This is a genomic window from Microcoleus sp. Pol12B4, assembly GCF_036701385.1.
Classification (GTDB): Bacteria; Cyanobacteriota; Cyanobacteriia; order Cyanobacteriales; family Microcoleaceae; genus Microcoleus.
This window is the reverse complement of the sequence record NZ_JAUBQR010000009.1, coordinates 21,747-36,725: the sequence shown is the minus strand read 5'-3', so window position 1 is coordinate 36,725 and position 14,979 is coordinate 21,747. Positions and strand designations below refer to the sequence as shown.

At 42.6% G+C, this 14,979-nt stretch carries 12 protein-coding genes and 1 tRNA gene; 5 read left to right on the top strand and 8 right to left on the bottom strand.

Going from position 1 to position 14,979, the window contains the following annotated elements:
* The 4 genes from QUA38_RS02720 to QUA38_RS02705 form a co-directional block, all read left to right on the top strand.
* Nucleotides 1–436 (top strand): response regulator (locus tag QUA38_RS02720; protein WP_333158961.1); only part of this gene is annotated, 436 nt, incomplete at its 5' end.
* A 264-nt stretch (nt 437–700) separates the two neighbouring features.
* Nucleotides 701–913 (top strand): hypothetical protein, encoded by a 213-nt coding sequence (locus QUA38_RS02715; protein ID WP_333158959.1) that lies wholly within the window; start codon nt 701–703, stop codon nt 911–913.
* 91 nt (nt 914–1,004) lie between these two features.
* The gene (locus QUA38_RS02710; RefSeq protein WP_333096913.1) at nt 1,005–2,507 is read left to right on the top strand and encodes an ATP-binding protein; all 1,503 of its coding nucleotides are present in this window, start codon (nt 1,005–1,007) and stop codon (nt 2,505–2,507) included.
* Nucleotides 2,508–2,629: 122 nt separating this feature from the next.
* Complete coding sequence (locus QUA38_RS02705; RefSeq protein ID WP_333096914.1) at nt 2,630–3,718, top strand: response regulator; 1,089 nt, start codon at nt 2,630–2,632, stop codon at nt 3,716–3,718.
* Nucleotides 3,719–3,820: 102 nt separating this feature from the next.
* Here QUA38_RS02705 and QUA38_RS02700 read toward each other — a convergent pair whose 3' ends face one another.
* From QUA38_RS02700 to QUA38_RS02685, 4 genes are all read right to left on the bottom strand, one after another.
* On the bottom strand, nt 3,821–6,427 hold the full coding sequence (locus QUA38_RS02700) for a PAS domain S-box protein (RefSeq protein WP_333096916.1): 2,607 nt from the start codon (nt 6,425–6,427) through the stop codon (nt 3,821–3,823).
* A complete protein-coding gene (locus tag QUA38_RS02695; protein WP_333158957.1) occupies nt 6,424–6,819 on the bottom strand; it encodes a response regulator in 396 nt (131 codons plus the stop codon). Before QUA38_RS02695 ends, QUA38_RS02700 begins: the two co-directional genes overlap by 4 nt.
* Before the next feature lie 127 nt (nt 6,820–6,946).
* On the bottom strand, nt 6,947–8,383 hold the full coding sequence (locus QUA38_RS02690; protein ID WP_333096919.1) for a response regulator: 1,437 nt from the start codon (nt 8,381–8,383) through the stop codon (nt 6,947–6,949).
* Complete coding sequence (locus tag QUA38_RS02685; RefSeq protein WP_333096921.1) at nt 8,376–11,243, bottom strand: ATP-binding protein; 2,868 nt, start codon at nt 11,241–11,243, stop codon at nt 8,376–8,378. The genes QUA38_RS02690 and QUA38_RS02685 overlap by 8 nt, the downstream gene beginning before the upstream one ends.
* 363 nt (nt 11,244–11,606) lie before the next feature.
* Between QUA38_RS02685 and QUA38_RS02680 the strand changes: the two genes are divergently transcribed.
* Nucleotides 11,607–11,679 (top strand) — tRNA-Arg (locus QUA38_RS02680).
* 72 nt (nt 11,680–11,751) lie between these two features.
* Here QUA38_RS02680 and QUA38_RS02675 read toward each other — a convergent pair.
* The 4 genes from QUA38_RS02675 to QUA38_RS02665 all read right to left on the bottom strand — a co-directional run bounded on the left by QUA38_RS02675 (nt 11,752) and on the right by QUA38_RS02665 (nt 14,771).
* Nucleotides 11,752–13,368 carry a diguanylate cyclase domain-containing protein gene (locus QUA38_RS02675; protein ID WP_333096922.1) on the bottom strand — a complete coding sequence of 539 codons (1,617 nt, stop codon included), beginning with the start codon at nt 13,366–13,368 and terminating at the stop codon, nt 11,752–11,754.
* A 5-nt stretch (nt 13,369–13,373) separates the two neighbouring features.
* On the bottom strand, nt 13,374–14,189 hold the full coding sequence (locus tag QUA38_RS02670; RefSeq protein ID WP_333096923.1) for an alpha/beta hydrolase: 816 nt from the start codon (nt 14,187–14,189) through the stop codon (nt 13,374–13,376).
* A gap of 204 nt (nt 14,190–14,393) precedes the next feature.
* The gene (locus QUA38_RS29245) at nt 14,394–14,597 is read right to left on the bottom strand and encodes an EAL domain-containing protein (protein WP_445304935.1); all 204 of its coding nucleotides are present in this window, start codon (nt 14,595–14,597) and stop codon (nt 14,394–14,396) included.
* Between the two features lie 12 nt (nt 14,598–14,609).
* On the bottom strand, nt 14,610–14,771 hold the full coding sequence (locus QUA38_RS02665) for a hypothetical protein (RefSeq protein ID WP_333096924.1): 162 nt from the start codon (nt 14,769–14,771) through the stop codon (nt 14,610–14,612).
* Nucleotides 14,772–14,979: the final 208 nt, after the last annotated feature.

Genomic DNA, 14,979 nt, shown 5'->3' with positions numbered 1-14,979 from the left:
AAGCACTGTTAGACCTATAGAGATTCTGCTGATTGAGGATTCTCCCAGCGATGCCGATTTGGCAATAGAAGTCCTCAATCAGGGTAAAATATTGAATAACCTGCATTTTGTGGAGGATGGAGTCGAAGCAATCAAGTTTTTGCGCCGAAAAGAACCCTATCTTAGGGTACCTCGTCCCGATTTGATTTTGCTCGATTTGCATCTGCCGAAAAAAAGCGGTATTGAAGTGCTAGAAGAAATTAAAACTGACCCAGCCTTAAAATTAATTCCTGTAGTGATTCTCAGCACTTCAGCAGCTCCAGAAGATATTTTTAAGTCCTACTCGCTCCACGCCAACTGTTACATAACCAAGCCGGTAGACTTCGTAGAATTTACTAAAGTAGTCAGGTTAATTGAGGAATTCTGGCTGGCAGTCGTCAAACTTCCTCTAAATTAAACGAACAAATGTTTTGCTTATGAGCAAATGTTTTGCTTATGAGCGATCTAAAAATTTTTAACCTATGGAAATTCTGCAGGTGGATGATTTGCTCAGCGAGGCTGAATGGACTTTATAAAAGCTGGCGACAAGCCAATTTTTAACCATTGGCAAATAGTATAAGATATGGTATAAGCAATAATTTTATTGAATAATCAAGCTTTTCTGTTCGCCTTCTCGTCCCAATTTAATTCTGCTTAACTTGATTTTGCCTAAAAAAAATGGTTGAAAATATTGATAGGAATCTACTCAGCACTCAAGTTAAAAATGATTCCGGTGGTAATTATGACAACCTCAGCAGCCGATGAAGAGATGCTCAAGTCTTATTCCCTGTTAGCCCGGTGCTACATCACTAAGCCTATCGATTTTAGTCAAGTCGCTAAGCTGGTGAGATGGATTAAGGATTGGTGGCTGGTGGTGGTGACAGTTCCCAAATAATAATTTTCAAGTTGAAAATGGCATGGGAAAGCGGAAAAGTTTAACCTAAGATTGGTAGAGTAAAAATTTTACAGTCAAAAACGTCTAAGCTATGTGGATTAAAATTCTGTTAGTAGAAGACAATCCGGCTGATGCTGATTTGCTTGCAGAACTCTTAGAAGTATCTGTGGGCGTCGAGTGGGAACTGGTGTCTGTTGAGTTCCTGCATGAGGCGATCGCACAACTGTGTAAACAACCCTTTGATGTAGTTTTGCTCGACCTTTCTTTGCCGGACAGTCGTGGTTTGGAAACGCTAACTCGCCTGCGAGAAGTTGCTCCTGATGTGCCAATGGTGGTAATGACAGGCTTGGACGATGAGGCGATCGCCCTCGAATCAGTTCGCTTGGGAGCTCAAGACTATATTGTTAAAGGTCAAATTACTACTCAATTATTAGTGCGGACGATCCGCTACGCGATCGAACGCTCTCAAACCTTTCAAATGCTGCGGGAAAGCGAGCGCCGCTTTAGGGCGATTTTTGACTCTTCGTTTCAGCTAACCAAGCTGCTGACTCCCGAAGGAATTGTGCTGGAAGTGAACGAGACAGCCCTCGATTTTGCCGGATTGCGATCGGAGGGTATTGTGGGCCGCCCGATTTGGGAAATGGCGATTTGGGCTCAGTCGCCACAGGTTTCCGAACAATTGCAATGGGCGATCGGCAAAGCAAGTCGCGGCGAGTTTTTCCGCAGCGAAATCGACTTGTTAGGCAAAAGTGGCCAAATTATGACAGTTGATTTCTCACTGAAACCTGTTAAAAATGAAACAGGACAAGTTTTGCTGCTGATTGCTGAAGCCCGTGACATTAGCGATCGCAAACGAGCAGAAGCGGAAATTCTCAAAGCCCTCGCACGAGAAAAGGAACTTTCACAACTGCGAGCTAAATTTGTCACAATGGTTTCCCACGAGTTCCGCACACCTTTGACAACCATCCAATTTTCCGCTGGATTGCTGCAAGACTACAGTTCTCAGTGGCCCCAAGATAAAAAATCTACTCATTTTGTGCGGATTCAATTAGCAATTAAACGCATGACAGAGTTATTAGAAGATATCCTCGTAATTGGTAAAATCGAAGCCAATACCTTGCAGTTTCAACCAGTTTCCTTAAACCTCGAAAAATTTTGCCGTCAACTGGTAGAAGAGCAGCAGCTCAACGACAGCAACCAACACCCGATCGCCTTTCAATATGAAGGTGGCAACTGCGAGGCTCAAATGGATGAAAAGCTGCTGCAGCAAATCTTGGGAAATGTCCTCTCAAATGCCATCAAATATTCCCCCGTCGGCAGCACAGTTTCCTTGCACCTCAACTGTCAAAACAAAGAAGCTGTTTTCCAAGTTCAAGACCAGGGCATCGGCATTCCCCAAGCCGATCGAGAGCGGATATTAGAAACTTTTTACCGAGCTACAAATGTCGGCACTATTTCGGGAACAGGTCTCGGTTTAGCAATTGTGAAGAGGGCTGTGGAACTTCACGGTGGCCAACTTGCGATCGACAGTCAAGAAGGAAAAGGTACAACTTTCACTATTACCTTGCCTCTCATTTGCCCTCCTAGTCAATAACAACTGAATTATCAACTATATATCTGCGATTTAACGATTAATTAAGCCCCTAACAAACAAACTTATCAAGTATCTGAACCCAAAACTTTCCAACAAACTACTAACTAAAAGGAGCTATCACCGTGGCTAAAATTTTGGTAATAGAAGACGAAGAAGCGATTAGAGAAAATATTTTAGAGTTGCTGGAAGCCGAGAATTTTGAAGGAATAGGAGCGATTAACGGCAAAGTCGGCATCAAATTGGCGATCGAACAAATCCCGGATTTAATTTTGTGCGACATGATGATGCCGGAAGTAGATGGTCACGGCGTCATCAAAGCTTTGCGCTCCGAACCCTTGACTGCCACAATCCCGTTTATTTTCCTCACAGCCAAAGCCGATAAAGTTGACGTTCGCACGGGCATGGAACTGGGAGCTGACGATTACATTACTAAGCCATGTACGCCGCAAGAACTGCTAAAAGCCATTGCTATTAGACTTGAAAAACAAAAAACAATTAGCCGACAATCTCAAAAGACCCTAGACGAATTACGCACTAATATTAGTATGTCGCTGCCCCACGAATTGCGGACTCCTTTGAATGCAATTCTGGGTTTCTCTGAGCTGATTCTGTCAGAATATAAGGTCTTAGAGGAATCAGATATCTTAGAAATGATCGGTCAAATTCAAACTTCCGGTCATCGCTTGTATAGACTGATTCAAAACTTTTTGCTATATGCAGAACTGGAGATAGCAGCCACAAATCCCGAACTGCTAAAGGAGATGCGAAATAGCGAATTTAGCTGTGTAAAGTCTTTGCTGAGTCAAAAAGCGCGGCAGCAAGCAAAACACGCTAATAGAACAGAAGATTTACAATTAAACTTGCAAGATTCGTCGGTAGCTATGGATTCTGTCAGACTCGCAAAAATTGTTGAAGAACTATTGGACAATGCCTTCAAGTTTTCATTAGAAGGAACGCCAGTTTTATTAAGCACTTTCGTCGAAAATCAGACTTTTATTCTGTCTGTCAAAGACAAAGGCCGCGGCATGACTACCGATCAGATTGCACAGCTAGAAGCTTACAGGCAGTTCGATCGCAAACTTTACCAACAAGCAGGTTTGGGATTGGGCCTGGCTATTGTTCAACGCCTTGTAGAATTGCACGGAGGAGAATTTAAAATAGAAAGTTTGCCGCAGCAAGAAACAAGAGTTTGCGTTTCTCTGCCTGTCTAAACAATGATTAGACCAGTTAAAAAAAAATGTAACTGTAGGCAAACTTCCAACCATTATGGAATAAATCATTCCCAATTCTAAACTCTAAAATTTAAAATTGTATTATGGAGGAGCGATCGCTCCTTTCAGACACCGCTGCATATAAATTTGAGCTACCTTATCATTAGGGTTGATTTCCAAGCAGGCCGAAAACAATCTTATAGCTTCGCCATACTTGTCACTATTGTAGAGTACCAAAGCTTGCTCAAAGATTGTCTTTGTCTCTAACTTTTTCTGTCGTAACTCTGGCGGATCGGCCGCAAATACTTCATAAACTGTTACCATTCGCGATTTGCCTTTAACTGTTACGCGATCGATCAACCTCAAATCATAAATATCATTTAACTGTATAAAAGTATTGTGAGTAATTAACATCGAAACTTCATACTCTTTCGTCAAAGTTTCTACGCGGGAGGCTAAGTTTACCGCATCGCTAATCACCGTGCTGTCCATCCGACTTTGACCACCCACCGTGCCTAACATCAAAGAACCCGTATTGATGCCAATGCCAATTTGCAGCGGCGGGCGATCGGCTCGATTGCGACTAATATTATACTCGTTAAGCTGTTCTAGCATAGCAATTCCAGCTTTCACAGCATCGTCCGCACTGCCATTAAACAGGGCCATAATCGCATCGCCAATGTATTTATCAATAAAACCAAAATTGTTAGTAATTGCAGGTTCCATCCGCGACAAATAAGCATTAATAAATTGAAAATTTTCTTCGGGATTCATCGTTTCAGAAACAGAAGTGAAATCGCGAATATCTGAAAACAGCACCGACATTTCTTTCTGTACCTGATCCCCTAATTTTACTTCCAGAATACTTTCATATCCCAGAAAGTGGAGAAATTCGTGTGGCACAAACCGCCCGTAAGCATCTGTTAATTTTTCTTCCGCTGCTAAAGCTTTTTGTAACTCGTCTGTGAATTGCCGGCGCTCGCTTTCTACCTCTTGACGCTCTGTGATGTCTTGAAAAGCGGCGATCGCGTAAACTATGTTTTTCCGTTCGTCGTAGATTGGAGTCGCCCAAACCTCGATCGGCACAATCCGATCCGACCCATGAACTTCTAGATCGTCCATACGCACAAATTCTCCCCGCAACGCCCGAACAATCGGTTGGCTATCTCTCGGATACAATTGATTAGTTCCAGCGTCGTAAAAATGATAAGCTTCAGGAAATTGGTCAGTACCCCCATCAAAAATTAAACCTTGGGCTAGTATCCTTTCGCCCCAAGAATTCATGTAAAAAGGTTTACCCTTACCATCCACAACAAATATTCCCACCGGCATCGCTTCCAGGAATTGAGTCAATCGGCTTTCGCTTTCTGAGAGTGCCTCATTTAACTTTTCTTGAGCTGCCAAAGCTTTTTCTAAATCATTAGTAAACTTGATTCGTTCCACTTCCACCTGTCTTTGCAAACTAATATCCTTAGCAAAACCCTGATAGTAAAGCACTTCACCGTTAGCATCATAAACTGTGCGCGCATACTCAGAAATCCAGATAATGCTGCCATCTCGACAGTAAACCTGAGACTCAAACTCACACAGAGTACCGTGCTGTTTCATCAGCGCCAGAAACTCTTGACGGCGGTTCGGTTTCACGTACAATTGCTGCTGAATATCATTAATGCTTTCTATCAATTCTGATGCGGAATCGTAGCCGTAAATTTCTGCAAGAGCAGGATTCGCACTGATAAAATGTCCGTCCGGCGTCGTCTGAAATATACCTTCGAGAGCATTTTCAAATATCCCGCGATACTTCTCTTCAGCTTGAATTAGCGCCGCTTCAGCTTCTTTGCGTTCACTTATGTCACTAAAAGCAATAATCGCATAGGAAATTTCGCCTGTAGAATCATAAATTGGAGTTGCCCAACTTTCTACAGGAGTAATCTTATTAGCTGTACGAATTTCTACACCCTCAGTCCGCACATTTTCGCCGCGAAGCGCCCGCATAATTGGCAATTCTTCCACAGGGCATCTCTGATTAGTCCCGGTTTTATAGAATTGATAAATTGCTGCTTTTTGCTCTGAATTAATATGCGGCACAGTGCCTTTGCCAAATACATCCCGTGCTTTCTGGTTAGCGTAGAAAGATTGCCCGTTTGCATCAATTACACACACACCCAATGGCATAGCTTCTAGATATTGCGTCAAGCGACTTTCGTTTTCATGGAGTTTGGCAATCAGCATGGCCTGCTTGCGGTTTAATTTGACTAACTCCTGATTCATTTCCTGAAGCTCTCTTTGTTTTTCAGCTAATTGTTTATCTTGAAAATATTTATATATTGCCTCAGTAACAGTTAACTTTAAGTCATCAGATTGCCAAGGTTTAGGTATATATCGGTACAATTTAGCATAGTTAATAGCATTGGCTACCGCCTCCAAATCTGCCTGCCCCGTCAGCATAATCTTGAGACTGTTCGGCGAGATAGCATGAACGCTCCTTAATAGTTCGTCTCCTTTCATACTAGGCATGATATGATCCGAAATAACCAAAGGAACTTCATACTGTTCTGCTAAAAGTTCGGACAGCAACTCTAAAGCTTCTTCGCCACTTTGAGCCGTTTCAATTAAATATTTATCTTCAAAAGCTTTTAGCAAGTCTATTTCCAGACTATCGAGTATAGTCTGCTCATCATCGACACAAATAATGACGGGTTTTTTCATAAATTTGCTAGACCAGACTTAATCGCTTCAATTAATTCTTGACTTTGCCAAGGTTTTTCTATGAAAGCATGAAGATTTGCTTGAATTTTTGTGCGTTCAATTGCTTCTTTGTCTGCTTGTCCTGTCAGCATCACAGTCACAATTTGCGGATATTTTTGATGAATTTTAATCAGCAACTCATCTCCTTTCATTCCGGGCATCAACCAATCAGAGACAATTACTAGAATGTTAACCTCAGCTTCACATAGCTCTTCAATAATTTCCAGGGCTTCGGCAGCACTTTCAGCAAATTCCCAAAGATATTTACCGTTAAAAGCCTGTTGCAGTTCAATTTCCAGACTTTCCAACACCCCTACTTCATCGTCCACACACAAAATTGCTGATTTAGACATCGCTAGTTTCCTTCTTTAGTTTGGCAGGGTGAAGCCCGATGGGTAAGCACACCGTTTGCCAAATTCTACATTCGGCGCGGGTAGACTGCAAATTTTTAGCCCCCGACTTCAGTCTGCGACGCTTTAGCTACTCAGTTAAATTAATCGGCAAAGAAACTGTAAATGCTGTATTACCCGGTGCCGACTCTACATCAATTTTACCCTGATGTTTTTCAATTATTTTTTTGACAATATCCAGTCCCAACCCGCTGCCTTCTCCCGCAGGTTTAGTAGTAAAAAAAGGCTCAAAAATTTTCGGAATAATCGCTGGTTGAATCCCCTTACCGCTGTCAATAATTTTTACCAAGACGTTGGTATCTTGTTGTACCGCGTCAATTGTTAAAGTTCCTTGATTGTCCATCGCTTGTAAGGCATTGTGAATTAAATTGGTCCAAACTTGATTGAGTTCGTCGGGATAACACAGTACCGGAGGCAATTGAGATTGATAGTTTCTGACAACTTCCACACCCTGCTTTATTTGGTTTTGATAAAGAGTTAATACAGTTTCAATTCCCTCCGTAATATTCACCTCTATTTTTTCCCCATTTACATCGTAACGCGCATAATTTTTCAGAGCAAAGACAACTTTTGCAGCGCGTTCAGTAGCGGTAGCGATGGTTCGGGCGCTCCGGTGAATGCTAGCAAAGTCGTAGGCGGTTTTTATAATATTTTCGCTTTCAGGATCTTTGAGCAGCGACAAGAATTCTTGCAGATTTCCTTGCAATCCGATATTGACTAAAATGCTAGCAAGGCTGTCAGCGTTGTCAATGCCTTCCGAGTCTAGTTGCTGCTTTACGCCTTTTTTCAGAACCCGTTTTTCTCTAGTAGATAAAGAGTAATTTTGTTGACTAGAACTGTACATCAAACGCAAGAAATCGTGCTGGCGTTCTGCTGACAGTTCTTTAAAAAAAACTGGCAAACTTTCGAGATTGTTATCCAAAAAGTTAGTAATATTTCCAATAGACGACCGAATTGCGCCCAACGGCGTATTAATTTCGTGAGCAATGCCTGCAATCAGTTGCCCTAACGCAGCCATTTTTTCCGATTGCACTAATTGATTCTGAGTAGCTTGCAATTTATTTAAAGTTAGTGTCAGTTCATCGTTTTTCTGTTGAAGCTTTTTTTGCAATTGGCACATTGCTAAATGGGTTTCTACCCTAACTAGAACCTCTTCCACCTGAAATGGCTTGGTAATATAATCTACGCCACCTACCGCAAAGGCTTTGACCTTATCAAGTACCTCATTAATCGCGCTAATAAAAATTACGGGGATGTCGCAAGTTCGTTCATCAGCTTTAATCTTTTGGCAGACTTCATACCCATTCATTTCCGGCATCATAATATCCAGCAAAATCAAATCGGGAGGCATACCTTTTGCCGCCGAAAGTGCTAACTCGCCGCTAGGTACCGGGCGCACTTTATAGCCCTTGGTGTTCAAAATTCCGGCTAGCAGCCGCAAATTAGCTGGGGTGTCGTCAACTACTAAAATATTACCGCGCTCGGTGCTAAGAATGTCGTTATTCATGTGATATTGCTTGAGATATTAACTTTAAAACTTTGTCGTACTCAAAATTTTCTATACAATTTGCGATCGCACTAGCCGTTACTGCATCCTCTAATCGAATTTGCTCTATCAAGGTATCAATTAAATCCATATCTGCATTCAGTATCGCTAGCTTTAAATTAGCTACCAGTGAATCAGGCAATTTCACCAAATCAGTCGCAGTCATTGCGTGATCGCCCTCTTTGATTGGCAATAAATTAGTTTGATCCGGATCTTCATAAATATAGCGCACTCCGATATGTTTGTGCAGAGCATCAAAAATATCCGCTTCCCGGAAAGGCTTCCGCATAAAAGCATTGCAGCCCGCCGACAAAATAACTGCCCGTTCTTCCTCCCACACGCTCGCAGTCAGCGCAATAATCGCAGTAGCTTGACCTTTAATAGTGCTTTTAATGTATTGCGTCGCTTCGTAGCCGTCCATCACGGGCATTCTCATGTCCATCCAAATTAAATGTGGTTCCCAACAGTGCCAAATCTCAATAGCTTCTTGACCGTTAGTAGCTTCTTTTAGTTCAAAACCCAAAGGATTGAGAAGTTTAATTAGCAGTTGGCGATTTAGCGGTTTATCGTCTACTATCAAAATTCGATAGGTGGGTTGGTGGGGTTCCAAAGCAATAACATTACGGGTCGGTTTTGGGCTGTCAATATCAGCGGCATCGACCGCAATAACTTGAATGTCAAACTTAAATTGAGTTCCCTTGCCAACAGCAGAACAGACGCTCATTTCGCCGCCCATTAATTCCACAAATTTGCGACTAATTGGCAATCCCAAGCCAGTACCTTCTTGCGAATCTTTGCCGGTCTTGGTTTGCACGAATGGTTCAAAAAGAGCGTCTAATTCATTGGTAGCAATACCGGGACCAGTATCTTCGACTTCAAAATGAAGGAAGAAGGAAGAGGTAGAAGCTGAATCGTCATTTGGCGTGGCAATAATCTGGTTGTTCGAGTGACTGGATTGAGATATTTTAAGACCATTAAGTGCTGAAATTTCTGTATTTAGTGATAGTTCTTGGTGAGCAAAGCTCCCCTTTTCTACCTGCTGACTTTGGCCTAATGACTGCTTGCTAACTCTGACAGTTACACCCCCCTCATGGGTAAATTTAAGAGAGTTATTGAGCAGATTAATTAAGATTTGTCGCACCTTTATCTCGTCGGTTTCTACATATTGTGGCACGTCGGTGCTCCGATCAAAAACTAACTGCAACTGCTTGTCATGTGCCTTGAGTTCAAACATATCTTCCAAGTCGTTTAGCAGGCGATAGAGGTCAAATTTTTTGGGATTGAGGGTGGTGCGCCCGGATTCAATTTTAGATAAATCGAGTACGTTATTAATCAGGGTGAGCAGGTGTTCTCCGCTGCTGTTAATTATGCTAATGTTTTCTTGATGTTCTGGGGATAGAGTTTGGCTGCGAGTCATCAGTTGGGAAAAGCCGAGAATTGCATTGAGAGGCGATCGCAATTCGTGGCTCATGTTAGCAAGAAAGGTGCTTTTAGCTTGATTCGCTACCTCTGCTTTGTCTTTAGCTACAGCCAATTCTGCCGTCCGCTCTTGCACTCGGTTCTCTAAAGTTTCAAAAGATTGTTGCAGTTGTTGAGCCATGCTGTTAAATGACTTGGCTAATTCCCCCAATTCGTCCGAACGTTCACTTTCTACGGTTGTGTCCCATTCACCTTTAGCAATATTTTTTGCTGCTGCATTTAAGCGCAAAATAGGGTTTGTCACCCACCGAGAAGTCAGAATGCCGATCGCCACAGCTACTCCTAAAGCTGCGAAACAAAGCAAAACCGCTGTGCGGGTATTGGCATCGATTTCTTTGGTGAAATCTGCTTCGGGAACAACTACGACAATCAGCCAGTCTAAACCTTTGCCGTCTTGGAACGGCAAGACTTTTAAAAATTGTCGCTTGTGATTTATTTCAAAGCTCAATAACTCCGATTTTTTAATTAGGTCTAATTTTTGATACTGTGCAGTTAAATATTTAGCTGTAGACCGAGTAAAAGGGTTGCTGCTTTCTTCTACTTTAAACAATTGTCTTTTATTACCTTTACTGCGAAACGGGTTTTCACTTGTGGAAGTTGCTAATAAAGTACCCTGGCGATCTATAATAAATGTTTGACCGGATTTGCCAACTTTGAGACTGTTGAGAAATCTCCCAAGATGGTCGAGACGCAAGGCAGTAAATAAGACTCCTTCTAGCTGATTTTTTTCGCTGTATACTGGTTGGATAGCGCTGATAAGTAATGTCGGTTCTAGTAAGGAAACAAAAACTGAACTCCAAGTAGGTTTGCCGACTTTTACGGCTTTTTGGTACGCAGGATGTTGCCGATTGTCATAGTTTTTGGCAATGGTGGTAACTGTAGTGCGATCGCCTCGTTCGTTTGTACTGTAAGAATTAAAATTTAACCCAGTAGATGTTTCTATCACATTGATCATTCGGGAGCCGTTAGACAGTTGCTCACCGGCTCTATAATCTCCCTTATTGTTGCCAACGGAGGTAAAATTGATATATGGATATAATTGTACTTGCCGCCAAAGATATTTCTCCCAAACTGATAAGTTTTCCATCTTTAACAACCCGATGTTGACAGCATCCAGCTTAGTTTGATTGATTTGATGGGGAGTTGTTAGGTAAACTTGCAGGTTTTGCTCGACACGCAAACTCACTTCGCTCATTAACTGACTGGCAAGGTTATTAACTGCTTTTTGTCCGTTTCTAAAAGAAAGATATCCTACGAGTCCCACGGCTCCAACGATTTGCAGTACAAATGGAACTATGAGAACAGTTCGCAGCGGTAATTTGTCTAAAAGTTGAGAAACCATAAGATTGAGAGGTTTGGTGAACTTAGTCTAGAAGCGTCCTTGCACAAGCTGTCTTAACAGCAGCACCATTTACTGCCGACTAGCTAGAAAGAATTGATGCGGGCTATTTTAGCTGTGCTAGATGCTCGACCCCATCGAATGTAAACCTAATCTTGGCTAGATTAAAGTTGATTATTTCCCCCATTGTCGTATTATTGTGAACATTTAGGTAGAATTTGCAGTCTCTAGCTTCGAGAACTGCCTGCTCTCCGATCGCGTGGGCGAGTTGAACCCGCATCCCTCAAGCGATTTGGAGGCGGGTCAAGAAATTTGCGATCGGCACTCGCCATTTTCCGCAAGACGTGTTATACTCTAAAAAGTCGAGGGCACGTAGCTCAGTGGATAGAGCATCAGGTTCCGGTCCTGAGGGTCGGGGGTTCAAATCCCTCCGTGCTCACTTAAATTTATTCAATGACTTACTTTGAGACACTGGGGACAAATTTTTGTCCTCGGTGTCAATTATTGTGATTTAAGCGTCAGTGTCAAAAATCGAATCGCCGCTGTAGTCGCAGGTCGCCGACTGATTGCGCCCCTGGTGCTTGGCACGGTACAGTGAACGATCGGCGAGCGCAATCAAGTCAGCCGATGATAGTTCCGAAATCGGAATCAAGTTGGCGATACCCATACTAATAGTAACTACATCGCTCACATCAGAGGTTTTGTGAGGAATATGTAAAGCTTGAATAGCAGCGTGAATCCGTTGGGCCACCGAACTCGCTCCTTCAATATCTGTATTAGGCAAAATGATGCCAAATTCTTCTCCGCCGTAACGCGCCACTAAATCCGCCGGACGGTACACCACCTCTTGCACCGTCTGAGCAAGTTTGAACAGGCAACTATCCCCCATTTGATGACCGTAGCAATCATTATAACGTTTGAAATAATCCACATCAAACAACAAAAGAGAAATAGGTTTTTGTTCCCGGTATAGCCGCTGCCATTCATGCTCTAAGCGGTCATTAAAACAGCGGCGATTAGCAATTTGAGTCAACCCATCAATATTTACCACTTGTTCTAAGAGGTGAGTAGCGCGGGCTAGTTCTTCGTTAGAGAGTGCCAGTTGTTGATTAATTTCTCTCATCCGCGCTTGGGCCTGCTGCCTTTCTGCCAATTCCTTCTGCAACTTCTGGAAAATATCCGCTTGTTTAATGGCGATCGCTAACTGATTAGCAATCTGTTTAACAAGGTCAACTTCAAATTCTTCCCATTGCCGAGGAGCAGAACATTGATGAATACATAACAACCCCCACAAATCTTGTCCATTTAGCAACGGCGCAACTAAATTAGCCCGAACCGGAAATTGTTTCCAAAGAGCGCGGTAACAGTGTTGAAGATCAATATTATTGATATCTTCAACTATCTTCATTCTTCCTTCTTGATATGAATTAGGATATTGTTGACCACCACACTTGTCGTTCAAGAGATTTTTGCTTACCAATTTACATCCTTCGCCTACGGATTCTGAAACAAACTCACCATATCCAAAATTACTGTCAGGATCAAACTTAAATATGCCGACGCGCTCGGCATCAAGAAACAGGCGAATGTCCTGGGAAGCAATCTCAAAAATTGTAGACAAATCAAGAGATTGACGGATGTGTTGAGTAATTTCTTGAAGTAATATAGCCTTGTCGTACTGTTTCCGCAAAGCTATTTCCGCTTGCTTTTGGGCGAGAATAGCTGCCTCTGCTGCTTTTTTTGCTTTAATAATTTCACCTTCGTATAGAATACGCTGGCGGATACAGATCAAGATGCAATCGTTCACAAAGTTTCCTCCCTGATTCCGACGCACAGCGTTGATCAGCATAGGTATATCACTACCATGCTTCGACCTTAATGAGAAGTAAATTTCCTCTACTTTACCGTCGAGCTTCAACAGGGGGAAGAAATGGGTTTGAAAAAAAATCCGGCTGGGCATTGGCAGAATGGAGTCCATTTTGCGTTCCCGCAGTTCATCGGTTTCGTATCCGAGTAATTCCAGTAATGTGGCGTTGACCATTAGGATCGTACCATCGTCAGCAAACGAGAGGAATCCACAGGGTGACGTGTTGAGTAGCTCGTCTATCTGGTAGGTCATGTTTGCCATACAAATCAAGTAGTATGAGGTACACTCAAATACTCCTTAATCATCTCGATCGTTTCTTGTGGATGACTCAGGTGCGGGCAATGTCCCGTAGCTTTCATCAGCCGTAGCGCACTTTTAGGTAGGTGGCGCTGAAGGTAATGCCCTACTTCGGTGGGAGCAATCACGTCATCAGCGCATTGCAATATCAGTGAAGGTACTGGTACCTTGGGTAAATCACTGCGATTGTCAGAGTAAAAAGTTACCTCGGCAAAGCGACTTGCAATCACCGGATCAGTGGAGCAAAAACTTGTCTCAAGTTCCTCACTTAACTCAGGACGCTCCTGATTCTGCATCACCATTGGCGCCAGAAAGCTTGCCCAACCAATGTAATTTTTCTCCATGATATCGAGCAGATCCTCAATATCTTTTCGCTCAAACCCTCCGTAATAATTTGGTAAATCATTGATGTAGCAAGGTGAAGGCCCTAGGAGAATCAGGCGATTAAAGTAATTAGGAGCTTGAATTGAGGACAGAAGGCCGATCATACTGCTGACAGAATGACCGACAAAAATCACATCCGTCAACCCTAATTCTTCACAGATATCGAGGATATCCTGAACATAGCCATTGAGGTCGCTGTACCGTTCATAACTGTAGGCACTAATATCAGACTGTCCCGAACCTACATAATCAAATAGGATGATTTTGTAGTCCTTCTCAAAAGCCGGTGTTACGAAACGCCACATATTTTGATCGCAACCAAATCCATGAGCAAACATCATCGTCTGGGTGCCTTGTCCAAACAATTTTATATTATTCCGTAAGAAAATTTTTTTGGTCATTTGAGCGACATGAGCATTAAATTAATTATAAGACTTTTGCGCGCTTTCAAGAGGGAGGATTGCTGATTCCACATAGTGGTAGACAACAATTCAGGATCTCAGATTAATTGAGTGGCAAACTCAGCAATAGCCGGCTTCCTCAACATATAATGCAGCCCAATTTCCTAGGCGCTTGCTTGTAACTATTCCTATTTCGGTGGGGTTTCAATTCCTTCGGCAATTGTACTGAGATTTAAGCCATGTGTGATTACAACTATGGGTTGGGCAATTATTCCGCGATCGCTCGCTCGAAACGCTGGCTAAATCGCGGACAAGTGAGGGATCAATTTTGAGCGACTTTACCAGAAAATTTTTCAGATTGTTAAAAGCAGCATAGCCAGTCGCAAAATCATCGACATAAATCTCCATACCATGCTCGGATCATTGGCTCAAAAGATTGTATGTAATGTCAACATTAAGCCTCATTGCCGTTCCCGTAATCTTTAGCCCTAGATATTTTGGCTTCATATCGGTGCGCTCAACAATGCGATCGCTCTTAGCGATTAAAGTCGGTTGGCTGAGTTGACGTGGCGACAGATTCACCGCGACATTAGGCAGAATTAGTCCTGCTGCTAGCCACTGCTGATATTGCCAGCAAGCTTGCTCTAAAATTCATTTGCTCTTCGGGCCAAATCAATCCAGTTTTTTCGGTAATGGCAATACATCGATGGCGATGAATCCAACCTAGTTCAGGAGAACACCCTCCTACTATAACTTTAACACCAGCAAGGCTACCTGTTTGCGAATCGAG